A 26,613-nucleotide genomic window follows, 5' to 3' on the forward strand; every position below is an offset into this window, starting at 1 on the left:
TTCGCGTGGCGTGGGATTCCGCCATCCGCGGTCGTCCGCCAGCATCCGAGTATTGGCCGTTTGCCTCGCAGAGCGTTTTCACGGTGTACGTCATCGCTTTATTGGTGGCTTCGTACACCTAACAAGTCCGTAAGAGACTTCCCGTCAACGCCGCCCGCTTGATGCTCTTGCCTTGAGCTTTCAGGCTTTCGCTGGTCATCATGTTGTCCTCTGTGTAGCGTCGTGCGTGTCAGTGCTTGCGGCGTTGAACGTTGCCAGACTGCATTTCCGTAAACGGTCTTGTTGCATCGATGGTGCTGACGCGGACCTGGGTATAAACCGCGCCCGGAGACCTCGTTCGTTCGTCGGTGTCGTCGGTGTCTGGCGATCAACCAGAACACTTTTACACGTCCAGAATGTTAGTCAGGTTCTCTCCGGGTGGGTCTGACCCGTTGCTACCTCTTCGCGCTGACGCTGAACGGATGAAACTTGTCGTTTGTGGTTACGCCACGGCACTCATCGTGATGGCATGTTTGCCGGCCGGGCGCTGCACCATCGGGTGCTTCAGCCACGCGTCGGCGTCGTAGGTTTCGTCATCGGCCAGCATGGCCCAGAGCTGCCGGGCATGTTTGTTGGCGATGGCCACCAGCACTTTGCCGAACGGCATCCGACAGGCCAACTGGCGTATCCATACCTGCTCGGGCGTGGACTTTTCCACGCTGACCGCTTTGGCCCGCTGCAGGCTGCTGCGGGCACCCTGGATCAGCAGCGTGCGCAGATGGCCATCGCCACGACAGCTGATTGCACCGAGACGAGCATGCCCGCCACTGGAATGCTGCGTCGGCACCAAACCCAACCATGCGCTGACCTGTCGGCCGTTGCGAAATTCCTTGGCATCGCCGAGTGTGGCGATCACCGCATCGGCAGTGATCGCACCGATGCCGATGATTGCGCGCATCCGTGCACAACGCTCATCCGCCCGCGCATGGGCGTCGATGCGTGCACTGCACGCGTCGACGGCCGTGCGGACCTGCGCCCAGTGTGCGCTGAGGTCACGCAGCAGCTCGCGCATCTCAGGGGGTAATGCCGTGTGCTGGTCCAGGTCGGCCAGGGCAACGCGCAGCGCGTGATCGCTTTTCGCCACCACGACGCCAAATTCGGCCAGCAATCCGCGCAGGCGGTTGCCGATCGCCAACGACTCGACCTTGTAACCCTCGCGTACCCGATGCCATGACAACCGTGCTTGTCGATCGATGGTTTTAACCGGCACGAAGCGCATGTTGCCTTGGCGGGCCGCCGTGGCGATCGCCTCGGCATCGTTGCGGTCGTTCTTCGCGGTGCGATTCTTCCGAAACGGCGTGACGAATTGCGCCGCCATCAGCCGTGGCTGCAGACCGTACTCCAAACACAGACGCCCCCAATGGTGCGCACCGCTGCACGCCTCCATCGCCACGACCGTGCCCGCTGGCACCTGCGCCAGCCACACCGCGAAGGCATCCCGCTTGAGATCCAGCCGGCGCAGCACATGGCCGCTGCCGTCCACCTCGCACACCGAAAACACGCTCTTCGCCAAATCCACGCCGATGGTTATAGTGTTCATGGAGACTTCCTCTTCGAGTGACGGTTGATCAGCATCACCATCATGGCCCTCGAGGCCGAAAGGGGAGGAAGTCTCTTTTTACTCGTTCGAGCGGACGGCTCCGCCGCCGCTTAACTCCAGCGTTAGGAGGTCGACCAAATGAAGGATGGTTATAGTGCTCAAGGAGACTTCCTCTTCTGTTGACGGTTGTTTCGCAACACCATCATGGCCCTCAAGGCCGAAAGGGGAGGAAGTCTCTTTTTACTCATTCAAGGCGGACGGCTTCGCCGCCGCTTAACTAAAGCGTTAGGCCTCATGATCATCGACATCGACAAACTCACTGAATCCGAGCTCATTGATCTCAACAATCGGATTGTTGAGAGGCTACGTTTTATGCAACATGCGCGGGCGCACGCAACGATGCTTCGCTTCAGCATCGGCGATCGCGTCACGTTTGAGCCAGACGTTCGCGGCCCAGTGGTTGGCGTAATTGTCCGGTACAACAAAAAATCGGTCTCCGTTCTCACGGACGATGGCCAGCGCTGGACAGTGGCTCCGGGCCTTCTTCGCCCTGCTTCGACAAAGACCGGTCAACATTCTGACTCGGGCAACATTGTTACTTTGCCGCTCAAACCACGCGGTGAGGTCTGACATCTCCGTAAGAGACTTCCCGCTTGATGCTCTTGCCTTGAGCTTTCAGGCTTTCGCTGGTCATCATGTTGTCCTCTGTGTAGCGTCGTGCGTGTCAGTGCTTGCGGCGTTGAACGTTGCCAGCCTACGTGCTGTTGCCACATTAGACGACTTGATCGCCCGGTAGATTAACCCGGAAAATCCACGATGACTTCGCTCATCTGCATCACCGGCGCGAGGTCGGTGTAGTTGGCGATGTCGGCGAGTATTTCCTTGGCGTGTGGACCGAAACCAGCCTGAAAGGCCTCGGCCGATTCGCTGAAGATATGGCACATGCCGACGTAGGTGGCCGGCGCATCGGGCGCGCCGCCGTTGATGCCTTTGTCCACTGTGTAGTACTTGCAGCTGTCGCCCATCAGCCGCTTGACCAGCGGCATGTGCTTGTCTTTGTAATAGGCGTGGTCGAAGCGCGCGCCGGGCACGTTGGGGTACATCACACTGACTTTGATCATTGCTGTCTCCTGTTGAAAACCTGCGTGTCGCACAGAGTTGACTGGCTTTGCCCAGCCGTCGATTGAATCAGGATGCCACGCCGTCAGAACCGTCCTTCTTTCTGCAACTGGGCGATTTCGTCGTCGGTAAACAGGCGCGAGCGCGTGAGAAAGCGCACGCCCTCGCCGTTATCCAGCGAAAACATGCCGCCACGACCTTCGACCACGTCGATGATCAGCTGGGTGTGCTTCCAGTATTCGTACTGCGATGGGCTCATGTAGAACGGCGCGTCGGCAATGACGCCAAGCTGCACGTCGTTGTCGCCGACGATGAAGTCGTCCTTGGGATAGCACATCGGTGAGGAGCCATCGCAGCAGCCGCCGGACTGGTGGAACAGCACGGGGCCGTGCTTTTGCCGCAAGCGCTCGATCAGCGCGTAGGCGGACGCGGTGGCGATGACCTTGTCGACCCGCGGGTCGGCGGCTGTATCGGTGACGGAAACTTCAGACATGATTCTCTCCGTGGCTGGCTAGAACGTGAGTCGCGCGCCCAGCATGTAAGTACGGTCGGGGCCTGGCTCGAAATAGCGGCTGTTGCTGTCGTTGACGATGACGGTTCCGATGTAGCGGCGATCTGCCAGATTGTCGATGCTGGCGCTGAGCTGCAGACGCGACATCGCGCCCAGCGCGAAGGTGTAGCTGGTGTCGATATCGACCAGGGCATAGCCTGCCGCGCGCTGCGTGTCGGTGTCGTTGACGGTGACCGAGCCCACGCCCTGCAGCGTCACGCCTTGATGCCAGCCCAGGTCGGTGCCGTGTTCGAGGCGCAGCGAACCGTAGTTGTCCGGCACGCCGGGTATCGGCGTACCCGCGGCGACTGGCGTGATGGGCACTGCACACGGCGTCGTGGTGCAGGTGAGGAAGGGGCTGCGGAATGCCGCCAGCAGATGGGTGAAACCGGCTGAGAGCTTGAAGTCGTTGCCCAGCTGGCCGGTCAGCGAAAACTCCAGTCCCTGACGGCGCGCGCTGCCCACGTTCTGGTAGGTCGCACGCCCGTTTTCATTCGTGTCGACGGTCAGCTCGTTGCGCGTATCGGCGCGGAACGCTGCCGCGTCGAACTCCATTGCCGGGACGATTTGCCACTTGGCGCCGACTTCAAGATTCTTGCTGTGCTGCGGCTGCAGATTGAACGCGAGACCCGCCTGCCCGTCGCTGCGGTAGCCGAGCTCGTTATAACTCGGCGTTTCGAAACCCTTGCTGTAACTGGCATACAGACGCACGTTGTCGGCCGGGCGAAACTGCACGCCGGCCACCGGCGTGGTGGCCGAGTATGTCACGCGGCCACTGTCGTTCGGGTTGGCGGCGGTGATGTAGAAATCCTGCTCGTGAAAATGCACGTCGTCGCGGCGCAGGCCCAGCAGCAGCGACCAGCGATCGGCAAAGTGCCAGTACCACTGCGCGTATTCGTCGACGTTGTCGACGTCATCGTTCTCGTTGCGGCGCAGTGCACCGACGACGCCGAGCTGGGTAATGCCGGAACGGCTGGTGACGAAGTTGTTGAAACCGAGCCGACGCTGATGCTGATAGTCCGCGCTGACGCCCAGCACGAATTCGTAGTCGCGGTTGAGCAGATCGCCGCTGTGCGTCCAGCGCAGATCCGTGCCGCCGTAGTCGGTATCGGGCTGGACCACGCCGCCGGACTGCAGCGGATTTTTCTGGGTGGCCGGCGGAATCGAGAGGAACTGCTGGATGCTGCGCTGGCCGTGGTAGACCATCGCGCGCACCTGATCGTTCTCGTCGATCTGCTGTTCGTAGATCAGGCCGAGCTGGGTCTGCTTGCTGCTCTTGCGCGTGTTGTACTGGCTTGCCACGGCCGTGGCCTGGCGCGGATCGGCGTTGACCTGCGCGCGGGTGAGGCCGAGTTCATCCTGTGCGGTGGGTTGATAAAAGCGGTTGAGCACCACGGTGAGCTTGCGCTGCTTGCCCAGATCAATGCCGAACTTGGCGTTGTCCGATTCGCGATGCACGCGGCTGTGCTGGCGATAGCCGCCGGAGATGAATTCCGATGCGGCGATGTTGTAATCGACCGGCCCGACGATGCCGCGCGTATCGGCGCTGTAGCGGAACGTGTCGTTGCCGCCGCCGGAAAATCCCAGCGTGGTCTGCGGCACGGCGGTGCCATCGGCGCTCCACATCTGCACCACACCGCCAGCGGCGTTGCCGTAAAGCACGGAGAACGGACCGCGCAGCACTTCCACGCGATCGGCGCTGTCGATATTGAACTGCGAGACCTGGCCCTGCCCATCCGGCAGCGTGGCGGGAATGCCGTCGATATAGAGGCGGATGCTGCGCACGCCGAAAGTTGCGCGACCGCCGAAACCGCGAATCGATATCTGCTCGTCCTGCGCGTAGTTCTGCCGATCGCGCGCAATGATGCCCGGCACGCCGATCAGCGTTTCGGACAGATTGATGCCGGGGTTGGCGGCCGAGGTCGGCTCGACGTTAACCACCGTGAGTGCAGCGGGAAGATCGAATGGCGATATGGCCATTCGGCTGGCGTTGACCTTGACTGCCGGCAGCGTGGTGGTGGTCTTGGGATCGGTCGCCGCAGCGGTTGCGGCATCCTGTGCCGCAACGGCAGGCGAGACGACAGCAACTGTGAACAGTGCAAGAGCAACAGCCTGATCCCGTCGTCTCGCCGTCGGAAGCCCCTTTGTATCTCGATGAAGCCTTTGCCTGCCCTGCGTCACGTCGATCTCTCCAAAAAAGCACCGCCAACACATGCGAAACCACCGGCGCACCAAACGCACCAGTGGTTTCGCATAGCAGCACCGCGATCACTTGTTGTCGATTGGCTCGCCACGGTATAGCAGCTTTACTTTGGATTTTGTGGCGTCGTCGTATGTCAGCGCCTTGTCTCCTGCCGGATAGCCGTTCTGCTGCAGCAGAAAGGCCATGATCTGAACGTAGTCATCGTGCGCCAGCGTGGCGGGTGCCGTTGCCGGCATGTTGTTTGCCACGATGCCGAACACATCACCGACATGGAAATCGGCCTTGGGCGAGGCAAAGTTCGGCCCCTTCAACGCCGGGCCCGAGCGGCCCAGTAGATTGGGACCGTGGCACATTGCGCAGTAGGTGAGAAATTTTATTTTCCCGCCATCGGCCTGCGCCGAGGTAAACAAGGCCGGCGGTGCACCGGCCGGCTTGGCCGCCTTTTTCGAACCACAGCGCCGGTCTACGCCACCATCGGTGACCGAGCGTTTCAGCATCGCGCTGGTGCCACGATTGATCGGCATCGCCGCGCCAATTTCCGCGTACGGTGCCAGCAGCTTCGCGAGCTGACCCGAGTCGGTCAGTGCCGTCACGGCTTTCTCGAAATCGCGAGCCGCCGGCGCGTGCTCCTCGTCATACAGCGCAACAAGGTTGAACCTGGCGTGCGGTTCGTCCAGCTCGTGGTAGGTGAAACGCGCCGACTCATGCCTGCTGGCCAGATAGGCCACCACGGTGGGCTGCCACAGCATCGCGGCGTGCACCTGGTGTTTTTCCAGCGCGGCAAGCGAGGCATCGTCGGTGAGATGGATGTCCGCATTGACGTTGGGATGCGTCGCGAAATACAGGTTCGGCGTGGTCTGGTAGGTCACCGCCACGTCGGTGTTTTTCGCCAGCTGATCCAGCGTGGTCACCTTGCTGGCTTTGGGCGTAACCAGCACGAAGCCGGTGTGGCCGTAAGGCGCCGTGGTGAGCAGACCCGGCAGCGTGGTTTTCGCATCGGCATCGATGGGAAAACCCAGCACCAGCGAGCAGCTGGCCCTGGCTAGCTTGTTGAACTCTTTCAGACTGAAGCCGTCGTCACCGCCGCCGCTGCCGTCGAACTCATGCAGCGCCAGCGTGCGGCCCTCCTGCGTGGCGATGGCCTGAGCAATGCTCTTGTCCACCGCAGCGGTCGGGCTGCTCTTGTCGACGCAGACCGACAGCTCAGACGCGGCGGCGGCGCCGCCGTACAAAAGTACGGCGGCCGTTCCGACAAGCCATGCAAACCGGCTTTTTTTACCCATCTGTTGCTTCATGCATTGACTCCGTCACATCGCAAATACGTAGAAGTGTCCACCCAGCGGAATGTTCTGCACCTTCGGATCCTTGGCCATGTCGCCGCCCCAGATCGGCGTTGCACCACCCCAGCCGGCATAGATGCCGATGAACTGCTTGCCGTTGACCTTCCACGTGCTGGGCACGCCGATGATGCCCGAGCTCAACTGCGGGCTTTTCCATTTCACCGCGCCGGTGGTTGCATCGAAGGCGTAGAGATAGCCATCGGCGCTGCCGGAGAACACCAGTCCGCCGCCCGTGCTCAGCATGCCGTCGTTCCACGGCAGTTCGGACGGATGGTTCCAGACCTTTTTGCCGGTGTTGAGATCCATCGCGATCACATCGCCCCACTGACCCTTGAACGCCGGATCGGCCATCACCTTGAACGACTCGCCAAGGAACGGCAGGCCGGCCTTGTAGCTGACCGTGGCGCCCTTGATCGTCATACAGGTATGCATGGCGGGGATGTAGGCCATGTGGGTTTTCGGATCGACCGAGATCGGCCACCAGTTCTTGCCGCCGAGGAAGCTGGGGCAGGTAAACACTTCCTTGTCGATGGTGGGGCGCAGGGCGGGATCGGTGACCGGCTTGCCGTCCTTGAAGCCGCTGACCGACGTGGCGGTGACAAACTTCTCGGCGTAGATCAGCTTGCCGGTGGTGCGGTCAATCGCATAGAACCAGCCGTTGCGGCTCGCGCTGACGATGGCCTTGTGCTGCACGCCCTGATAGTTGATGTCGGTCAGCACCGTCTCGTTGGTGCCGTCGTAATCCCAGGTGTCGTTCGGCGTGTACTGGTAGTTCCACTTGATCTTGCCGGTGGCCGGGTTCATCGCGATGACCGAGTCGGTGTACAGGTTGTCACCCGGACGCAGCGTGGCCAGCCATGGGCCGGGATTGCCCACGCCCCAGAACAGCGTGTCGCTTTCGGCGTCGTAGGTGCCGGTGAGCCACGCACCGCCGCCGCCGGTCTTGTAAGCACCCTTGGGCCAGGTCTTGCCGCCCGGCTCGGTCGGTGCCGGCACGGTGTACTGCTTCCACAGCTGCTTGCCGGTCTTGGCATCCAGGGCGGTGATGAAACCGCGTGCGCCGTACTCACCACCGGACAGGCCGACCACGACCTTGCCCTTGACGATCAGCGGCGCCAGCGTCATCGCCGCACCCTCGTCGGCCGCGAGCAGCTGCTTCTTCCACTGCACCTTGCCGGTGACGGCGTCGAGTGCCACGACGTAGTTGTCCAGCGTGGCCATGTACACGTCGTTGCCGTACAGGGCGACGCCGCGATTGACGACGTCGCAGCAGACCGTTTTCAGGCCGACCTTCGACAGATCGTGCTGGTAGCGCCACAGCTGCTTGCCGGTGCTGGCCTGAAAGGCGACCAGCTCATCCTTGGGCGTGGTGATGTAGAGAAAATCGCCGTTGACGATGGCCGGCGACTCGTGGCCCTGTTCGAAGGCGGTCTTGTAATCCCACACCTGCTTCAGGCCGGTGACGTTGCCGGCGTTGATGGTGTCGAACGGCGAGTAGCCGGAGCTGGTGTAGTCATGGCGATACATCAGCCAGCCATCATCGGTGGCTGCCGCTTTGAGCCGCGCGTCGGTGACCGGCATGTAGTCGGCCGCCAGCGCGCCGCCGGTCATGGCCAGCAACGCAACGAACAGGGTGGTTTTGCGCAAGGTCGTCAGACGTTTCATGTGCATCTTCCTCGTGGTGGGTCGTTATGAATATTCAGGACGTGCAATCAGTACTGGAATGACGTGGCGGATCAGAAAAACACGAAGCCGCCGATGGTGCCGCCGTTGAGGCGCGCGGTGTTGCCGAGATAATCTTTGGAGCGGGTCTGCGACAGTTCAAAACTCAGCGTCACGGCCTTGGTCAGCGCGTAATACACGCCGGCAGTGATGTTGCTGTTGGATTTGAAATCACCGTCGGCAACCAGATCCTCGCGGTTCTTGCTGACGCCGTCGCTGAGTCCGAACTTCAGCTTGTCGGTCGCCTGATACGTGGCCTGCACCAGATAGTTGATGCCCTTGGCATTGGACTGATCGCCGTCGGCGAGAATGCCCAGGCCGCGCCCGGCCTGCACGTTACCCAGCAGACCAAACTGGCCGACGGTGTAGGACGCACCGAGCTCGCCCTCGGCCATGGTGAAGCTTTCGGGCGTGATGCCGGAGCCGGTGGGCGCGTAAAACCGCTGCGTCTTGGCGCCGATCCACGCATGCAGACCTGCGCCGGTATAGCTGAATTGCCCCTGCACCTGCGGCGCGGAGCGCGAGTCGTAGACGCCGGTGTTGTCGACCGGACTGAACACGCCGCCGCTGAAACTGAAACCCGACGTGCCGGGCGAGGTGTAGACGATCTGACCGTAGCTGCCGACATACGTATAACCCGCGCCGATATGGCCAAGCGATACGCGGCCACGCTGGGTTGCCTGCACCGGCGCACCGACGCCTATCAGGGTCATGTCGCCGATGATCGAGTTGTAGCCGAAGATGCCGTAGTCACGACCGAGCTTCACCGTACCGAAGTCCGCCGTGCCAAGGGTGAAAAACGCCTGGCGCACGTCAACGCCGCTGTTGGCCGACAGCGCATCGGACGTGGCGACATTGGCCATGATGCTGATCTGCGCCGCAATGTCGATGCCTTCCTGCTGCGTGCTGAACTTGGCGATCAGCGCGTCGGGCAGCAGGCCGTTGCCGATGGTGGTGCGGTTCTGCTGACCGCCGCAGCCGAGCGCACGACCGGCGAGCGCGGTGCCGCCCACGTTATCGCCGTGGCAGCTGACGGTCGTGTAGTACGCGTTGACGAAGCCGCTGATGTCGACGTTCCAGTTGTTGCCGCTGAACTCGGTCGCGCTGGCCGTCAGCGGAACCATCGTCAGACCCAGCAGCGCGCCGGCGGCCGAAAGGCTGCGACGCGCCATGTGTTGACGTTGTTGCGTTTGGTTTTGTCCCTTGATCTTTTTCATGATCCCTTCCCCTCGTTGGTGAGTGACTCTTGAGAAAACGATTCACCGACCCCCGCCAGCGTTTCGTTTTTTGTCGTTGCCTCGTTTGAACATGTTTCAGATGCGTACAAGCGCCTAGCCGCCATCGACAGTGAGTCGGCGGATACGACGTGTTGGGCATGACGGCCGCCGCGAAACGCGGCGATGCGAATCACGGAAGGCCGCGTGGCCTTCCGTGATTGGAGCGCTTAGAAAAAGCCCAGCTTTTTCGGCGAGTAGCTGACCAGGAGGTTCTTGGTCTGCTGATAGTGGTCGAGCATCATCTTGTGATTCTCGCGACCGATGCCCGACTGCTTGTAGCCACCGAACGCGGCGTGCGCCGGATAGGCGTGGTAGCAGTTGGTCCACACGCGGCCGGCCTGGATGCCGCGGCCGAAGCGATACGCCCGCGTGCCGTTGCGCGTCCACACACCGGCGCCGAGGCCGTACAGCGTGTCGTTGGCAATCTCCAGCGCTTCGGCGTCGTCCTTGAAGGTGGTGACGGAAACCACCGGTCCGAAAATTTCTTCCTGGAACACGCGCATCTTGTTGTGGCCGAAAAACACCGTCGGCTTGACGTAGTAGCCGTCCTTGAATTCACCGTCCACGATCTGGCGCTCGCCGCCGATCAGCACCTTGGCGCCTTCCTGCTTGCCGATATCGAAGTAGGACAGAATCTTCTCCAGCTGCTCGCCCGACGCCTGCGCGCCGACCATCGTGGTCGGATCAAGCGGGTTGCCCTGCTTGATCGCGGCCACGCGCTTGAGCGCGCGCTCCATGAAGCGGTCGTAGATCGATTCGTGGATCAGTGCGCGGCTCGGGCAGGTGCAGACCTCGCCCTGGTTGAACGCGAACAGCACGAAGCCTTCGATGGCCTTGTCGAGGAAATCGTCGTCCTCGTCCATCACGTCGGCGAAGAAAATATTCGGCGACTTACCGCCGAGCTCCAGCGTCACCGGAATCAGGTTCTGGCTGGCGTACTGGCTGATGAGGCGACCAGTCGTGGTTTCGCCGGTGAAGGCGATCTTGGCGATGCGGCTGCTCGAAGCCAGCGGCTTGCCGGCTTCCAGGCCGAAACCGTTGACGATGTTCAGCACGCCGGGCGGCAGCAGATCACCGACGATCTCGGCCCAGATCAAAATGCTTACCGGGGTCTGCTCGGCAGGCTTCAGCACCACGCAGTTGCCGGCAGCCAACGCCGGTGCCAGCTTCCAGCAGGCCATCAGCAGCGGGAAGTTCCACGGAATGATCTGACCGACCACGCCAAGCGGCTCGTGGAACTGGTAGGACACCGTGTCGTTGTCGATCTCGCCCATCGAGCCTTCCTGCGCGCGGATGCAGCTGGCGAAATAGCGGAAGTGGTCGATGGCCAGCGGCACGTCGGCGTTGAGCGTTTCGCGAATCGGCTTGCCGTTGTCCCAGGTTTCCGCGTAGGCAATGACTTCGAGATTCTGCTCCATGCGATCGGCAATCAGATTGAGGATGCGCGCGCGCTCGGCGACCGACGTCTTGCCCCAGGCCTCCTTGGCGGCGTGCGCAGCGTCGAGAGCGGCTTCCACGTCGTCCTTGTCGGAGCGCGGAATCTCGCAGAACGGATGCCCGGTGATCGGGGTGATGTTGTCGAAATACCTGCCGCCCTTCGGCTCCACCCACTGGCCGCCGATGAAGTTGCCGTAGCGCTGCTTGAAGGGAACCTGTACCGCGAGATGCTGCTGCTCGAGCTTGGTCATGGATTGGCGCTCCGTGTCTGGGAAAGGTACAGACGCAAGAGCAGGAGACGTGCCAGCAGGCCGAAAAAAAATCCCGTGTTGCACTGTGCCAATCGACCGGCTCGCCCCAGCTCCGGGAAAAAATCCATAATCGCTGCAGCGCACCAACAAAGTCGGCAGCGCGCCTGTTGCGCTTTGCCCCCGCGTATGTTTTGTATCGAAACACACCTTCTGGAGGTGTCGCAGATTGCGACACATGAGACCACCCATGCGGAATCCTGGTTTCACCGAATCGATAAACACGGCGCGCCGAAGCTTCTTCAACAGCGGCTCGGAGCCCCGCGGACTGGTTTCGGACACCATCCTTGCCTCGTGGCGCCGGTGCCGCATGCAGGGCTTGGTGGCCGACGAACGACCGAGCGTCACACCGATCGAGCGCCATCAGCTCGGTGAAATGCAGGAGGAACACGAAGTACTGCGGCGGTTGTGCCGGCCTGAACTTGAAGCGCTTTATGCCAGCGCCAATCACGCCGGCAGCATCGTGGTGCTGACGGCACCTGACGGCTTCATTCTCGACGCGCTGGGCAACGCCGATTTTCTCGACAAGGCCGCGCGCGTGGCGTTACGCCCGGGCGCCCCGTGGAGCGAAGCGGCAACCGGCACCAACGCGATCGGCACCGCCCTGATCGAACGCCGCGCGATAGAAGTGCGTGGCGGCGAACACTATTACGCACCGCACAAGGTGCTGAGCTGTTCGGCCTCGCCGATCTTCGATCCCCACGGTGCGGTGGTCGGCGTGCTCGATCTCTCCGGCGAGTCGTCTTCCCATCATTTGCACGCGCTGGGCATGGTGCAGCTGGCCGTCGAGCAGATCGAACATCGATTGTTCGAAAGCGATTTCGACGGCGCCGACATCGTGCGCATCCAGCCGGACGCGGCGCTGCTCGGCACGGCGCGCGAAGGCATGCTGGTGTTCGAGGCGCACAAGCTGGTCGCCGCCAATCGGCACGCGCTGCGCCTGCTCGGCATGGACTGGAGTGAACTGGGCAAACGCCGCTACGACGAGCTGTTTGCCTCGGCCTTGCCGCGCCCCGGCAGCGTGGCCGGCATGCGCTGCCAGAGCGGCGAAATGGTGCATGCGCGTCGCGACATGCCTCGACAGATCAGTGCGCCCTCGCGCACGCAGCATGGCACGCACGTGCAGCGGAGTACGCACGTCAAGCCGCTGCGTTCTCCGGCACCGGTTTTCTCGGCGACGATGAATGAAGCGATTGATCGCAGCGTGCGCCTGCTCGATGCCGATATTCCGCTGCTGCTGCAGGGCGAAACCGGCACCGGCAAGGAGGTAGTGGCGCGCGAACTGCACCGCCGCAGCGCGCGCGCCGGTGCGCCCTTCATTGCGGTGAACTGCGCCGCTCTGCCCGAAAGCCTGATCGAGTCGGAGCTGTTCGGCTACCTGCCCGGTGCCTTCACCGGCGCCCGCCGCGACGGCTCGCCCGGCCTGCTGCGCGAAGCCGACGGCGGCACGCTGTTTCTCGACGAGCTCGGCGACATGCCGCTGGCGATGCAGAGCCGGCTGCTGCGCGTGCTGCAGGAGCGCGAAGTCACGCCGCTCGGCGGCAGTCGCGCGCATCCGATCGATGTGACGGTTATCGCGGCCACGCACCGCGACCTCGCCAGCGCCGCCGAGCGCGGCGAGTTTCGTTCCGACCTGTATTACCGCATCGCGCAATCGACCCTGCGCCTGCCCGCGCTGCACGAACATGTGGACCTTGCGTCTGTCATCGAACAGCTTTGGCTCGCCCTGGGCGGAAATCAAATCCCGATGCACCTGCATCCGGAGCTGGTGACGGATCTGGCCGGCCGCCGCTGGCCTGGCAATCTTCGCCAGCTGGTGGGATTGCTGCGCAGCCTGATGGCGCTGGGCAACGTCGGGTCGGTGCTGACGCGGCGCGATCTGCCAGCAGACCTGCAAACGCAGAGCGCGACGCAGAGCCTGTCGCACGCGGGTACACCGGCGTCTGGCAGTCTTGAGTCGATCGAGCTGCATGCCATCGACGAAGCCATCGCCACTTGCGACGGCAACGTGGCTGCCGCGGCACGCAAGCTCGGCGTCAGTCGCAGCACGATCTATCGACGGCTGAGTCAGAACGGCAACGGTTGAAGTGATTCACGCGGTCATGCCGTCGCCGCGAACGGCAGATGCAGAGCCTGCCAAAACCCTCGCTAGCGCATGCGCCCCTCGGCATTGCCGGCGCGCGCACTATCGAGTATTTCCGGATACGGAAACTCCAGCCCCAGCAGCTGGCGCATGTCCGGACTCGCCTGCGCGATGAACTCGACCGGCAGCGCGGCCGGCAGATTTTCCATCGGCTTGACCCACTTGGGCAGGTACTGGATCAGGATCGCCGAGCGATCCATCGTCGACAGATTGGGCATGGCGCAATGCCATACCGCGCCGAAGAAGATCACCGTATCGCCGGGCTCGCCCAGCATGCGCTCGCAGCGATCGTAGAAACGGTCGCTCTCGACCGGATAGTGCAACTCGCGCTGCGAACCCGGCACGTACGCCGTCGCACCAGTTTCCACCGTAAAGGGATCGAGCATGATGGTGGCCTGCGCATTGAGCGGGAAGCTGGCGTTGAGCCGGGCCGGATGCGTCAGCGGCGAGTGGTAGTCCCAGTAAGGATAATCGATATGCGGCTCCTGCCCCGGGCCGCCGGGCAGGATGCGGTTGGCCGCGATCGAGCCCATGGTGAAACCGCTGCCGAGAAAAGCGCGCATCACCTGCATCAGCAGCGGGTGCGCCGCCATGCGCGAAAACACGTCGCCCTTGGCCAGCAGGTTCCACACACGCCGCTGCAGATCGATGGTGCCGGCCTTGCCCGCCGCGCCCTGGAAATGCGTGACCTTGGGGGCGGACGATTCGGACTCGCGCATCACCACCTCGCGCGCCTGCGCAATCTCTTCCGGCGAGAACAGGCCACGCACGGTCACCGCGCCGGAGCCGTCAAACAGTTCGCGCACGACAGCGTCAACATCGAGATGCGCGGCATCGACGATAGTCGAACCGGCAACGACAGCAGATGCACGAGCAGTGAGTGTAGACACGAGGCGTTCCTCAGGTTGGAAAACTGGATGACCGAGACAAACGCTACGCCATATTGCAAGCGCTTGCAAAGCGCACTGCAGCATGCGTAGAGTCCGTGGTTAATCCACAAGGAATGGCGATGACACAGCTGCGAATCGGCCTGATCGGCGCCGGCTACATGGGCAAGGCGCATACGCTGGCATGGCAGTCGGTGCGCACCGTATTCGATACGCCGCTATCGCCGGTATGCGAGATGCTGGCCACGTCCACCGACGCCGGCGCACGCGAGCACGCGCAGGCCTGGGGCTGGCGGCGCTCCACCGGCGACTGGCAAAGCCTGGTAAACGATCCCGACATCGATGCCGTGGTCATCGCCACTCCGCCGCGCACGCACCTGCCGATGGCGCTGGCGGCCATCGCGCAAGGCAAGCACGTGTTGTGCGAAAAGCCGCTGGGCTGCACGCCGGCCGAATCGCTGCAGATGGCCGAAGCCGCCAAGCGGGCCGGCGTCGCGCACATGGTCGGTTTCAACTACATTCGCACGCCGGCCAGCCAGTTGGCGCGCGAGATCATCGCCTCGGGCGAAATCGGCGACGTCATCCATATCGCGGCCGAGCACGTAGAGGACTACCTGCATTCGCCGCAGCTGCCGGCCAGCTGGCGCACGCGCGAGAGTACGGCCACCACCGCCGGCGCGCTTGGCGACGTCGGCGCGCACGCGATCAACGCCTGCCTGCGCCTGGCCGGCCCGATCCGGTCACTGGTCGCCGATACGCATATCGTCCACGCCCGGCGCGCCGGGCCCGACGGCGACGAGGTGGTGGGCAACGACGATCTCGGCCAGCTGCTGCTGCGTTTTGCCAGCGGCGCCAGCGGCACGCTGGGATTCAGCCGCGTCGCCGCAGGTCGCAAGATGGGCTACACCTATCGCGTCACCGCCACGCGCGGCGCCCTCGCCTTCGACCAGGAAGACCAGAACGCGCTCTGGCTTTTCGATGCGAGTCGCCCGCTCGAACGCCAGGGCTTTCAGAAAATTTTGATGCGCCCCGGCCATCCCGACTACGCGTCGTTCAATCAAGGCCCTGGCCACGGCACCGGCTACAACGAGCAGATCGTGATCGAGGCGCGCGACTTTATTCGCGCGATCAGCAGCGGCCAGTCCGTGTGGCCGGATTTTCGCGCAGGGCATGAAGTGGACTGCGTTATCGCCGCCGCGCTGCAGTCGGCCGCCGAGCGGCGCTGGATCGACCTTTGACTGTATTGTCGGCGCGCAGGCTGTCGCGCTCGACGATCTCGCTGGCAAAAATGCTTGACGCAGGCACCCGATCCGGCTCGAGCAGCCACCCCGCCATCTGTGCGATGGCCTGCTCGATCATCGCGGCGATCGGCTGGCGCACCGTGGTGAGTCGGTAGGACGCCCACGCGGCCAGCGGCATGTCGTCGAAACCGACGATGCTGATCGACGTCGGCACCGCCACGCCGCGCTCGCGACACGCATCCATCGCGCCGAGCGCGATGATGTCATCGCCGCAGAAAACGCCATCGATATCCGGCAATGCATCGAGCAGCGCATGCAGGCCGAGCCGGCCGTGTTCGTGCGAGTAATCGCCGGTGAAGTGTTTTGCCACCGGCGTGACACCCCGTTTTTTCAACGCGCGCTCGAAGCCGCGACAGCGGTCGCGCGACGCCACGTCGGTGCGCGATGCGCCGAGAAACACCAGTCGCCTTAGCCCACGCGAAACCATCAGGTCGCCCACGGCGGCCCCGGCCGCGGCATTGTCCACCGTCACCACCGGCACCGACGCCGGGCCACCGCCGCGCCCGAACAGATGCATCACCGGCAGCCCCGCTTCCACACAGCGCTCGGCGAAACCCGCCGGCGGCGCCGAGGTGGCGATCAGCACCGCGTCGACGTTGTATTTCAGCATCATTTCCAGCGCCGCATCGGCGCCGCCGCGCTCGGCGAGATTGGCCAGCAGCGGCCGCAGGCCGCGCGCCTGCAGCTGCCGGGTGAACTGATCGAACACATCGAGGAACGCCGGATTGGCAAAGTGGTTGGAAACCAGCCCGATCAACTCGGTGCGGCCGGTGACCAGACTGCGCGCGGCATGATTGGGACGAAAGCCCAGCATTTTGGCCGCCGCTTCGACCCGCGCACGCATGCTCGCCGACACGCTGGCGCCCTCGGTAAAGGTTCGCGACACCGCCGAGATCGACACGCCCGCCTTGTCGGCGACATCCTGCGCGCTGACGCGCGTCGGGAAAGCCGAACGGGAACCGCGCTTGTTCACTACCGCACCCGGATCAAAAAATGACCAACCCATCATGCCATGACGGGATGAGTATCTGTCGGCAACGAGCGCGGTCTATATCAAGGCGCCACGGCTGATCGACGTTGCACGATCAGCACGATTGGATCAGTGCCACGCCTCGTATTGGCTTATTGCACAAGCGCAATTCGTGCCGCCACACGGCAAGTCAGTGAACAACCGGCGCGCCCACGTTGCAGAGTTTTTCCAGCAGCTGAACCTGGACATTGCGCGGCGTATCGCCCTCGGCCAACGGCGCGCGCACGTACTGCCCGTCGGGCTGCAGCAGCATCGCGCTGGTGTTGTCGGCGAGATACAGATCGAGCGCGTTCCGCACGCGCTGCTGGAGTTTCTTGCCCTGGATCGGAAACGCGGTTTCGACGCGGCGATCGAGGTTGCGCTCCATCAGATCGGCGCTGGCTAAATACAACAGCGGCTCGCCGTCGTTGGCGAACCAGTACACGCGGCTGTGTTCGAGAAAGCGGCCGATGATCGAGCGCACGCGGATGTTCTGCGACACGCCCTCCACGCCGGGCCGCAGGCAGCACACGCCGCGAACGATCAGGTCGATCTGCACGCCGGCGATGCTGGCCTTGTAGAAGGCGCGTATCAGCTTGGGCTCGGTCAGCGCGTTGACCTTGATGATGATGTGCGCCGGCTTGCCGGCCTCGGCGTTCGCGGTTTCGCGCGCGATCAGTTCCAGCAGTGTCTTTTTCAGCGTGAACGGCGCATGCAGCAGCTTTTTCATGCGCAGCACCTTGCCCATACCGGTGAGCTGACTAAAGAGCTTGTGCACGTCGTCGCAAAGCACCTGGTCGGAGGTGAGCAGGCTGTAGTCGGTGTACAGCCGTGCGTTGCCGGTGTGGTAGTTGCCGGTACCCAGGTGCGCGTAGCGCACCAGCTCGCTGCCTTCGCGGCGCTGGATCAGCATCAGCTTGGCATGTGTCTTTACGCCGACGACGCCGTAGATCACCATCGCGCCCGCCTGCTGCAGACGCGAAGCCAGCGAGAGATTCGATTCCTCGTCGAAGCGCGCGCGCAGCTCCACCACGGCGGTGACTTCCTTGCCCGCGCGCGCCGCGTCGACCAGCGCGTCGACGATTTCTGACTTGGCACCGGTGCGGTACAGCGTTTGTTTGATGGCCAGCACCTGCGGATCTTTCGCCGCCTGGCGAAGCAGATCGACCACCGGTGAAAACGATTCGTACGGATGCAGCAGCAGCACATCCTGCTTGCCGATCACCTGGAAAAGGTCTTCGGTATGCTTGAGCGCCTTCGGCAGCGTGGGCGTAAACGGCGGGTACTGCAGGCTCGGGTAGCCCGCCTCGCTGGCGATGCGGAACAGCCGCGCCAGGTTGACCGGGCCGTTGACTTCATACAGCTCCGACTCGGCCAGGCCGTACTGCTTGAGCAGGTAGTCGGTGAGCTCCTTCGGGCAGTTGTCGGCCACTTCCAGCCGCACCGCGTCGCCGAAGCGTCGCGAATACAGCTCGCCACGCAAGGCCAGCGCGAGATCTTCGATGTCTTCGGAGTCGAGGCTGAGATCGGCGTTGCGGGTCAGGCGGAACTGGTAGCAGCCGAGCACCTTCATGCCGGGGAACAGCTCATCGACGTGGGCGTGGATGATCGACGACAGCAGCACATATTTGTCGCCGCCCTCGCAGATCGCCTCGGGCACGCGGATCAGGCGCGGCAGCACACGCGGCGCCGGCACGATGGCCAGGCCGGAGTCGCGGCCGAACGCGTCGACTCCCTCCAGCCGCACGATGAAGTTGAGGCTCTTGTTGACCAGCAGCGGAAACGGATGGGTCGGGTCGAGCCCGATGGGGGTGATCAGCGGCGCGACTTCATCGCGAAAATAGCGGCGCACCCACAGCTTCTGCTTGTGCGACCACTGCAGGCGCCGAACGATGCGGATGCCCTTGTCGTCCAGCGCCGGCAGGATGCGCTCATTGAGAATGGCGTACTGCCGCTCGATCTGCTGATGGGCAATCTTGCTGACCTCGGCCAGCGCCTGTCGCGGCGCGATGCCGTCGGGCCCGATCAGTTCGTGATCCAGCGCGATCTGGCCCTTCAGCCCGGCCACGCGAATCTCGAAAAACTCGTCCATATTGCTGGAGAAGATCAGCAGAAACTTCAGCCGCTCCAAGAGCGGCGTGCGTTCGTCCAGCGCCTGGTCGAGCACGCGGATATTGAACTGCAGCTGCGAGATTTCGCGGTGGATGTAAAGCCGCTTGTCGGTGAGATCGAACGCCGCCGGCGCTGGGGTAGTTGCCTCGGCATCGTTGGCCGCGGGTACGGAAATGTCCGACGATGCGGGCTTTTTGGAAATAGTGCGGCTACTCATCGAATCACGATCCAGGTCGGCAGAGACATCCAGTCAGCGAACCCGCATGGTAGCGCGCCGCCCGGACCATCCGGCCGTCGCCCGCATCACGGGTCATCCAACGGTCAGTCTGATCCATGGGCCGTTACGACGCGATGACATCGGGCCGGGCCAGCCGCCGTGGGTTGGGGTGAGCGGGGCGATGCCCCACATCGCGCTCCGATTGTGTTGGGTTGTAGAAGCTCAACCCAACCTACAAAAGCGAGGCGCCCTTCGGCCATTTGCTGCGCGGATAGTGGTTCCGAGGAATGCGTCGTAGGTTGGGGTGAGCGAAGCGATGCCCAACACAATCGGAGCGTGGCGTTGGGCATCGCTTCGCTCACCCCAACCTACGTACGGCTTGGTATCAATGCGCGGCGGGCGGTGGTCCCTGGACGACCTGCACCAGATGCGCCGGCTGCAGATATTTCTTGAACGCGCCCTGCACCTGCGGCGCGGTGAGCGTGAGGTAATACTTGGCGGCGACCATCGGCTCGTCCAGCGGCTGGCCCTTGTAGCCCCAGGCGACCAGCGAATGCGCAATGCCGTTGACGCTGGACACGCCCAGCGGGATCGAGCGGATCTCGAACTGGCGCGCGTTGGTGAGCTCGTCCGGCTTCACCGGCGTGTTCTGCATATCGGCCAGGTTCTGCCGGATCAGACCATCGACCGGGCCAACCTTGCTCGGGTCACTGCCGTACTGCACGAAGAAGATCGAGCGCGACCGGTCGAAGCGCATGCCCGAGCTGGCGCCGTAGGCGAAGCCGTGCTTCACGCGCACGTCGACCATCAGGCGCGAGGCGAAACCGTTGCCGCCGAGCACGTCGTTGCCGAGCTTCAGCGCGTAGCGATCGGGGTCGGTCAGGTTCAGATCGAGCATCTGCCCCATCAACACTTGATCCTGCGAAGCAAAGGCGTTGTTGACCACGGTATAGGCGGCCGGATGCAGCGGCACCGGTTTCGGGATCACGTTGGGCTTGGGTCCGGTGGCTTTCCAGTCGCCGAAGTATTTCTCGACGATGGCCTTGGCCTGCGCCGGCGTCACGTCGCCGACTACCACGAGCGTGGTGAGGTCTGGGCGATAGGTCGCGTTGAAGTAGTTTTTGACGTCCGCCAGGGTCACCGCATTGACCGTGCTCGGCAGGGCTTCGCGCAGGCCCGGGTCACCGGCCGGCAGCATGCCCTTGGTCAGCGCATGAAACATCTTGTATTCGGGCGATTCGATTTCACCGGCCAGCGTGCGCGCCAGCGTGCTTTGCTGCACCTCGAACGCCTGCGCCGGCAGCGCCGGATGCAGCTCATTGTCGGCCAGCAGCTGCATGCCCTTGTCGAATGCGCCGCTGGGTACGGCAAGCGTAAAGTCGCTGCCGCCGGACGCGGAGGCCGAGATGTCGTCCAGCGCCTTGTGGAACGCGCTGCGGTCCAGGCTGGTGGTGCCGTAATCGAACAGCGAGGCGAGCAGGCGACCGACGCCCTCCTGCCCCTTCGGCTCCTGCAGGCCGGCGTCGTGATCGACGTGACCCACCACCGTCACCGTCTTGCTGATGCTTTCCGGCTGCACGATCAGACGCAGGCCGTTGGCCAGCTTCATGTCGGTGGGTGCCAGCGTCCAGTGCGGCATCTGCAGCGTGCCGAGCGCCTTTTCGGCCCACGCCGGCAGGGGCGCGTCGAGCTTGTCGTCGCCGCCGAACGATTCGGTGCCGCCGAAGCCGCTGCTGTCCGGCGGACGCTTGCCGTCATTGCTGGGCGTCAGCACCACGGTGATGCGCTGGTGCGATTTCAGATACTCGCGCGCCACCCGGTTGACGTCGTCGACGGTGACGGCGGCAATCAACTTTTCGGCGGCTTCGGGCGAATCCACGCCCTGCCAGGCCAGCGCCTGCGACCACGCGCTGGCGAGAGTCACCGCGCTGTTCTTGTTGAACTCGGCCTGGGCCAGTTCGGAGCGCTTGGCCGCATCGACCAGCTCGGGCGACACGCCGTCCTTCAGCAGCTGCGTCACCACATCCTCGAGACTGGCCTGGGTCTGCTTGGCGTCACCGCCCTTGGGGAAGCTGGCCTCGATCGCGCCGATGCCGCCACGGGTGAACGGCTGCATCTGCGCATCGGCGCTGAGCACCTTGCCCTGCGCCGCCAGCTCCGACAGGATGCTGCGCGCATTGCCCAGCACGTCCATCAGCACCTGCGCCGCGGCGTAATCCTTGCTCTGCTGGCCCGGCATGCGATACAGAAACTGCACTGTTCCGGTGCCCTGCGGCGTGCTGCTGCTGATGGTCTGCGGCTTCAACGGCTTCAGCGCGATCGGCAAGCGCGCCGGCGTGGCGCGCTGCGGAATCGGATCGAACAGCTGCTTGACCTTGGCCAGCGTGGCCTGCGGATCGACGTCGCCGACGATCACGAAGATCGCGTTGTTCGGCACATACCAGTCGGTGTGGAACTGCTTGAGCACGGCCGACGTGGTTTTGTCGAACGTGGGCCGCGTGCCCAGCGGATCGGCCTCGTAGCCGGTGCCCGCGAACAGCGCGCTCTCAGCTTTTTCGAAGGCCAGGAAACCCGGATCGGAAATGTCGCGCGACACCTCCTGCTCGATCGCACCCTTCTCCAGACCCCAGTCCTTGTCGCTGACCAGCAGGCCCTGCATGCGGGTGGCTTCGATATGCAGCAGGATGTCGAGATAGGCCGACGGCGCCACGAAGTAATACTGGGTCGCATCGTTGGTGGTGAAGGCGTTGTTGTCGCCGCCCATCTTGCCGGTCATCTCGTTCAACTGCGCGCCGGTCATGCCCGCGCTGTCGCGAAACATCATGTGTTCCAGCGCGTGCGCGGTGCCGGGATAGCCCTTCGGCGTCTCGTAACCGCCGGCCAGATAAGTGATCTGGGTGGTGACCATCGGCGCCAGCGTGTCGCGCACGATCACCACGCGCAGGCCGTTCTTCAACGTAGCGCGGGTGACGTTGCCCGCTTCGCTGGCGACGGCCGGAATTGCCGCGTCGGCGGCATGCGCCGCGCCGCCAAGCAAACCGATACCCAGCAGCACGCTCCATGCCAGGGGTTTGAGCTTGTTCAACATCATGACCGGTGATTCCTTGTGGATTGCTGATGGGAGTTTTCGTGCGTGCGCGATACGCCGCGCCTTCATAGACCGTGAAACGACGACGGAATTCTGCTGACGCCCCGGCAGACTGCCGCGTGCCAGAAGGCATGATCCCATGACGAGGCAGAACCGCAGCAGGTATGGCGGCAAGCGGCCGCGGCGAACGCTTTCGTGGAACGCAGGCCCGATCGCAAGTTCCAGCGATGGCAGCCAATCGTCGTCAGCGCGGACTCGCACCGATAATCAGCGGCTCGGGCTCCAGCTGCACGCCGAAGGTCTTCTGTACGCCGCCCATCACCTGCTGCGCCAGCGCCCACAGCTGCTCGCCGCTGGCCTTGCCGTGATTGACCAGCACCAGCGCATGGCGATTGGAGATGCCGGCGTCGCCCTCGCGCAGGCCCTTGAAGCCGGCCTGCTCGATCAGCCATGCGGCGGACAGCTTGCTGTGCGCGTCGCCGGCCGGCCACGACACCAGACTGGGATGCGCCTGGACCAGCGATTCAGCCAGCGCACGCTCGACGATCGGATTCTTGAAAAAGCTGCCGGCGTTGCCGATCACTTCCGGATCGGGCAATTTTTTCGTGCGCAGATGCACCACGGCCTCGGCCACGTGGAACGGCGCGGGTTTGTCCACGCCCATGCGTTTGAGTTCGTCGTGGATGCCGGCATAGTCGGTGCGCAGCTCGCGCTGGCGCGGCAGCACGAAGCGCACGGCGGTGACGATGTAGCGACCGGGCTCGCGCTTGAACAGCGAATCGCGATAGGCGAAGGCACAGGTCGCATGATCCAGCGTCACCACGCGGCGCTCGCGGATGTCCCAGGCCTCGACGCTCTCGACGAACTCGGCCACTTCGCAGCCGTAGGCGCCGATGTTCTGAATCGGCGCCGCGCCGACGGTGCCGGGAATCAGGATCAGGTTTTCCATGCCGGCGTAACCCTGACCCAGCGTCCAGCGCACGAAGTCGTCCCAGCGCTCGCCGGCGGCCACCGCGATATGCGCGCTGTCGCCATCGCTTTCGACCTGTACGCCGCGTGTCGCCATGACCAGCACGGTGCCGTCGAAGTCGCAGGTAAACAGCACGTTGCTGCCCTCGCCCAGTACCAGCAGCGGGCGATCGCGAATGCCCGGAAACTGCAGCAGCTCGGGCAGCTTGGTGGCATCGCGAATTTCCGCCAGCAGGCTGGCCTTGGCCGCCACGCGCAGCGTGTTGCGGGTCGCCAGCGAGGCGTTTTCGATCAGCGTGTAGCCACCCATATCTATTCGCTCCGCTGGCATGTCCGTGCCTTGCGGCGTGGTGTTCATGCGTTCAGCCGGCATGCGTATCTTCCCGCTGTCGGCGCATTTCGTTGACGCATTCGCCGATCAGCTGCGGCCCGCGATAGATCAGCCCGGAATAGATCTGCACCAGCGCCGCGCCGGCCTCGACTTTCTCCGCCGCGTTGCTGCCGTCGAGAATGCCGCCGACGCCGATCAGCGCAATACGCCCCTGCACGCGACGGCTCATACCGGCCAGCACGGCCGTGGCGCGATCGAACAGCGGCCTGCCGGAAAGCCCACCCGTCTCGCTACTCTGCGGATCGTCCGCCACCGAGGCGTGATCGATGGTGGTGTTGGTGCAGATGACGCCGTCGATGCCGGTGTCGAGCAGCACCTCGGCGATCGCATCGAGCTCGGCTTCGGCCAGATCCGGCGCGATCTTCAGCAGCATCGGCTTGCGCTTTCCCTGCTGCGAGCCGAGCTGCTCCTGCGCCTCGCGCAGCGTGCCGATGAAGCGGCGCAGCGTGGCCTCTTCCTGCAGATCGCGCAGGCCCTGCGTGTTAGGCGAGGAGATATTCACGGTGATGTAGCTGGCGTATTCGTGCACCCGGCGCAGGCAGATCAGATAGTCATCGACCGCGCGCTCGTTTGGCGTGTCCTTGTTCTTGCCGATATTGATGCCGAGCACGCCGCGATAGGCCGCCTTCTGCACGTTGCGCACCAGCGCCTCGACGCCACCGTTGTTGAAGCCGAGACGATTGATGATCGCCTCGTGCCCGGCCAGTCGAAACATGCGCGGCTTGTCGTTGCCCGGCTGCGGCAGCGGCGTGACCGTACCCACTTCGATAAAACCGAACCCCAGTGCCGCCAGCGCATCGAGATGGTCGGCATTCTTGTCCAGGCCCGCCGCCAGACCGACCGGGTTGGGAAAGGTGATGCCGAACGCCGTGGTCGGCAGATCCACCGGCGGCCTGGCCAGCCAGTGCGCGAAGCCGCTGCGCTGGGCCACGCCCAGCCCATACAGCGTGAGGCCGTGCGCCACTTCGGGATCGAGCTTGAACAGCAGGGGGCGAAGAACGTCGTACATGGTCAGGCCAGATGACCCGCAAAGACGCGGGTGTCGTAATCGAAGCTTATCGTGCCGCGCTCGGCGCAGGCCTCTAACAGCTCGCGCAGCGCTTTCAACATCCGCGCATGGTTGGGGTGACCTTCTTTTGGCGCATAGGACGAAGACATCAAGCGTCCACGCAGTGCCTCGAAATCCAGCTTCTGGCTATGCGGAAAACGCCCGCTGCCAACATAGCCCGCGCCGAACCACGCACGCATCCGCACGTCGTCGGCGTAGCGTTCGGCCACGCTGGTGTAGTCGGTGCCGTAGGTCTGCAGCAGCGCCTCGTAGCCTTCCAGAAACGGCGTACCGGTGAGCCGGCGCGAGTTCCACCAGATCGCCGCCAGGCCGCCGGGCTTGAGAATGCGTGCAAACTCGCGCCGCGTCGTTTCTTCATCGAACCAGTGAAAGGCCTGTGCCACGGTGACCAGATCGATGCTGGCATCGTCCAGGCCGGTGGCGTCGGCACGGCCATCGATTGCGCTGAAATTGGCATCGCCGCCCAGCCATGTGTCGGCCGCCGCGCGCATCGGCGCATTCGGCTCCACCGCGATCACCCGATAGCCGGCGTCGAGCAGCATCTTCGAGGAGATGCCAGTGCCGGCGCCGACGTCCGCCACCAGCCCATCGGTGGTGACGCCGCACTTGCGCTGCAGCCATTCAAGCAGTGCCGCCGGATAGTCGGGGCGATAGCGCACGTAGTCGTCGACGCGATCGCTGAAGCGCGAGGTGGATTGCAGCAGCGTCATGTTATTCGGGCCTGCCTATGGTTGGATCTCTATCCAGATACTCAGCCATTGAGCATCTGTCCGCCGTCGACTACCAGGGTATGCCCGGTGATCCAGCCCGCGTACGGCGATGCCAGAAACAGCGCGGCGTGCGCCACCTCTTCGGGCTTGCCAAAGCGCCCGAACGGAATCTTCGCCAGCGTGGCGCGATAGACGTCGGGAGCGTCCTCGCTGCGCTGCTCCCACAGGCCATCGGCAAATTCGATCGAACCCGGTGCGATCGCGTTGACGCGAATGCCGTCTTTCGCCAGCGCCAGCGCCTGCGACCCGGCGTAGTGCGTCAGCGCCGCCTTGACCGCCGCATACGGCGCACCGCTGCCGCGCGGGCGCAGCGCGGCGATCGACGTGGTGTGCAGAATGCTTGCCCGCTGTGACGCCTTGAGAAACGGCAGCGCCGCGCGGGACGCGCGAACGGCCGCCAGCAGATCGACATGGATGCCCGACGTCCAGCTCGCTTCGTCGTCAACAAAACCGAAGCCGGTGCCGTTGTTGATCAGCACGTCGATGCCACCCAGAGCTGCCGCCGCGACGGCGATATAGCCGTCTATCTCGTCGAGCTCGGCGAGGTCGCACGATTGCGCATGCGTTACACCGCCGAATGTCGCCATCGCCGCACGCGTTTCTTCCAGCGCCACGACACCGCGTGCGCAGATCGATACCGCCCCGCCCGCCTGCGCGAACGCCAGCGCCATGCTGCGACCGATGCCGCGACTACCGCCGGCGATGACGACGCGGTAGCCGTGGAAATCAAACGGGGACGTGTTCGTTTGCGTCACTGGTATTTTCGCAGCCGCTGGGTAACTAAAGGTGTGTCGTCGTCATTCGCAAGGCCACGACCGCGGCGTAGACGAACACCACGACGACCTGGATACGCGATAGCAGCATGCCCGCTTTGGCGTAGTTGGCTCCGATGACTCTCCCTTGCGAAGCATTGATTTCTCGGATCGCCAACCGTCCACAAATGATCGCCACCAATGCCCCAACCAGCGGGATAGCCACCCATGTCAGTATTCCAAAAGTTAGGCTGACTATTGCCAAAGTACTGGTATTGGTGCTGGCACTCGTTGAAACAGGTTGAACCAACGTTTCTGATGTCATCCGTAATCTCCTTATTTTTTTGGAACCGACAAAAGGTATTGAATC

20 protein-coding genes are annotated in these 26,613 nt (G+C 63.6%); 3 read left to right on the forward strand and 17 right to left on the reverse strand.

Features of this window, described 5'->3' with window-relative positions:
* Window positions 1–481: 481 nt before the first annotated feature.
* Window positions 482–1,579 (reverse strand): IS110 family RNA-guided transposase, encoded by a 1,098-nt coding sequence (locus tag ACDK93_RS12950; protein WP_458069155.1) that lies wholly within the window; start codon window positions 1,577–1,579, stop codon window positions 482–484.
* Window positions 1,580–1,783: 204 nt separating this feature from the next.
* On the opposite strand from ACDK93_RS12950, the gene ACDK93_RS12955 reads away from it, so the two are divergent.
* Window positions 1,784–2,209, forward strand: a complete 426-nt coding sequence (locus ACDK93_RS12955; protein WP_458069156.1) for a hypothetical protein — start codon at window positions 1,784–1,786, stop codon at window positions 2,207–2,209.
* Between the two features lie 167 nt (window positions 2,210–2,376).
* On the opposite strand, the gene ACDK93_RS12960 is transcribed toward ACDK93_RS12955, so the two are convergent.
* From ACDK93_RS12960 to adh, 7 genes are all read right to left on the reverse strand, one after another.
* On the reverse strand, window positions 2,377–2,700 hold the full coding sequence (locus tag ACDK93_RS12960) for an EthD family reductase (protein WP_458069157.1): 324 nt from the start codon (window positions 2,698–2,700) through the stop codon (window positions 2,377–2,379).
* Between the two features lie 83 nt (window positions 2,701–2,783).
* Window positions 2,784–3,191: a DUF779 domain-containing protein gene (locus ACDK93_RS12965; RefSeq protein ID WP_458069158.1), complete on the reverse strand. Its 408-nt coding sequence runs from the start codon at window positions 3,189–3,191 to the stop codon at window positions 2,784–2,786.
* Between the two features lie 18 nt (window positions 3,192–3,209).
* On the reverse strand, window positions 3,210–5,228 hold the full coding sequence (locus tag ACDK93_RS12970) for a TonB-dependent receptor family protein (protein ID WP_458069159.1): 2,019 nt from the start codon (window positions 5,226–5,228) through the stop codon (window positions 3,210–3,212).
* Window positions 5,229–5,516: 288 nt separating this feature from the next.
* A complete protein-coding gene (locus ACDK93_RS12975; RefSeq protein WP_458069160.1) occupies window positions 5,517–6,746 on the reverse strand; it encodes a c-type cytochrome in 1,230 nt (409 codons plus the stop codon).
* A gap of 12 nt (window positions 6,747–6,758) precedes the next feature.
* Window positions 6,759–8,456 carry a methanol/ethanol family PQQ-dependent dehydrogenase gene (locus ACDK93_RS12980; protein WP_458069162.1) on the reverse strand — a complete coding sequence of 566 codons (1,698 nt, stop codon included), beginning with the start codon at window positions 8,454–8,456 and terminating at the stop codon, window positions 6,759–6,761.
* Window positions 8,457–8,527: 71 nt separating this feature from the next.
* On the reverse strand, window positions 8,528–9,730 hold the full coding sequence (locus ACDK93_RS12985) for a porin (protein WP_458069163.1): 1,203 nt from the start codon (window positions 9,728–9,730) through the stop codon (window positions 8,528–8,530).
* A gap of 227 nt (window positions 9,731–9,957) precedes the next feature.
* Entirely contained in the window at window positions 9,958–11,478 is a 1,521-nt protein-coding gene (gene adh / locus ACDK93_RS12990) for an aldehyde dehydrogenase (protein ID WP_458069165.1), read from the reverse strand.
* A 367-nt stretch (window positions 11,479–11,845) separates the two neighbouring features.
* Here adh and ACDK93_RS12995 point away from each other — a divergent pair, with 367 nt between their 5' ends.
* Window positions 11,846–13,621 (forward strand): sigma-54-dependent Fis family transcriptional regulator, encoded by a 1,776-nt coding sequence (locus tag ACDK93_RS12995; protein ID WP_458069166.1) that lies wholly within the window; start codon window positions 11,846–11,848, stop codon window positions 13,619–13,621.
* Between the two features lie 62 nt (window positions 13,622–13,683).
* Here the strand turns inward: ACDK93_RS12995 and ACDK93_RS13000 are convergent, their stop codons facing one another.
* A complete protein-coding gene (locus ACDK93_RS13000) occupies window positions 13,684–14,568 on the reverse strand; it encodes a phytanoyl-CoA dioxygenase family protein (protein ID WP_458069167.1) in 885 nt (294 codons plus the stop codon).
* Between the two features lie 119 nt (window positions 14,569–14,687).
* Between ACDK93_RS13000 and ACDK93_RS13005 the strand changes: the two genes are divergently transcribed.
* Window positions 14,688–15,803, forward strand: a complete 1,116-nt coding sequence (locus ACDK93_RS13005) for a Gfo/Idh/MocA family protein (protein ID WP_458069168.1) — start codon at window positions 14,688–14,690, stop codon at window positions 15,801–15,803.
* Here ACDK93_RS13005 and ACDK93_RS13010 read toward each other — a convergent pair.
* The 8 genes from ACDK93_RS13010 to ACDK93_RS13045 all read right to left on the reverse strand — a co-directional run bounded on the left by ACDK93_RS13010 (window position 15,751) and on the right by ACDK93_RS13045 (window position 26,568).
* The gene (locus ACDK93_RS13010) at window positions 15,751–16,839 is read right to left on the reverse strand and encodes a LacI family DNA-binding transcriptional regulator (protein WP_458069169.1); all 1,089 of its coding nucleotides are present in this window, start codon (window positions 16,837–16,839) and stop codon (window positions 15,751–15,753) included. The two genes, ACDK93_RS13005 and ACDK93_RS13010, sit on opposite strands and share 53 nt — an antisense overlap.
* A gap of 187 nt (window positions 16,840–17,026) precedes the next feature.
* Window positions 17,027–19,204: a polyphosphate kinase 1 gene (ppk1, locus tag ACDK93_RS13015; RefSeq protein ID WP_458069170.1), complete on the reverse strand. Its 2,178-nt coding sequence runs from the start codon at window positions 19,202–19,204 to the stop codon at window positions 17,027–17,029.
* A gap of 385 nt (window positions 19,205–19,589) precedes the next feature.
* A complete protein-coding gene (locus tag ACDK93_RS13020) occupies window positions 19,590–22,295 on the reverse strand; it encodes a M16 family metallopeptidase (RefSeq protein ID WP_458069171.1) in 2,706 nt (901 codons plus the stop codon).
* A gap of 241 nt (window positions 22,296–22,536) precedes the next feature.
* On the reverse strand, window positions 22,537–23,571 hold the full coding sequence (gene murB, locus ACDK93_RS13025; protein WP_458072455.1) for a UDP-N-acetylmuramate dehydrogenase: 1,035 nt from the start codon (window positions 23,569–23,571) through the stop codon (window positions 22,537–22,539).
* Between the two features lie 52 nt (window positions 23,572–23,623).
* On the reverse strand, window positions 23,624–24,661 hold the full coding sequence (locus ACDK93_RS13030; RefSeq protein ID WP_458069172.1) for a quinone-dependent dihydroorotate dehydrogenase: 1,038 nt from the start codon (window positions 24,659–24,661) through the stop codon (window positions 23,624–23,626).
* A gap of 2 nt (window positions 24,662–24,663) precedes the next feature.
* Window positions 24,664–25,431: a class I SAM-dependent methyltransferase gene (locus ACDK93_RS13035; protein WP_458069174.1), complete on the reverse strand. Its 768-nt coding sequence runs from the start codon at window positions 25,429–25,431 to the stop codon at window positions 24,664–24,666.
* Window positions 25,432–25,472: 41 nt separating this feature from the next.
* Window positions 25,473–26,246 (reverse strand): SDR family NAD(P)-dependent oxidoreductase, encoded by a 774-nt coding sequence (locus ACDK93_RS13040; protein ID WP_458069175.1) that lies wholly within the window; start codon window positions 26,244–26,246, stop codon window positions 25,473–25,475.
* 25 nt (window positions 26,247–26,271) lie between these two features.
* Window positions 26,272–26,568, reverse strand: coding sequence for a DUF4190 domain-containing protein (locus ACDK93_RS13045; protein ID WP_458069177.1), 297 nt, complete (start codon window positions 26,566–26,568; stop codon window positions 26,272–26,274).
* Window positions 26,569–26,613: the final 45 nt, after the last annotated feature.

This window comes from Rhodanobacter sp. BL-MT-08 (assembly GCF_054161255.1).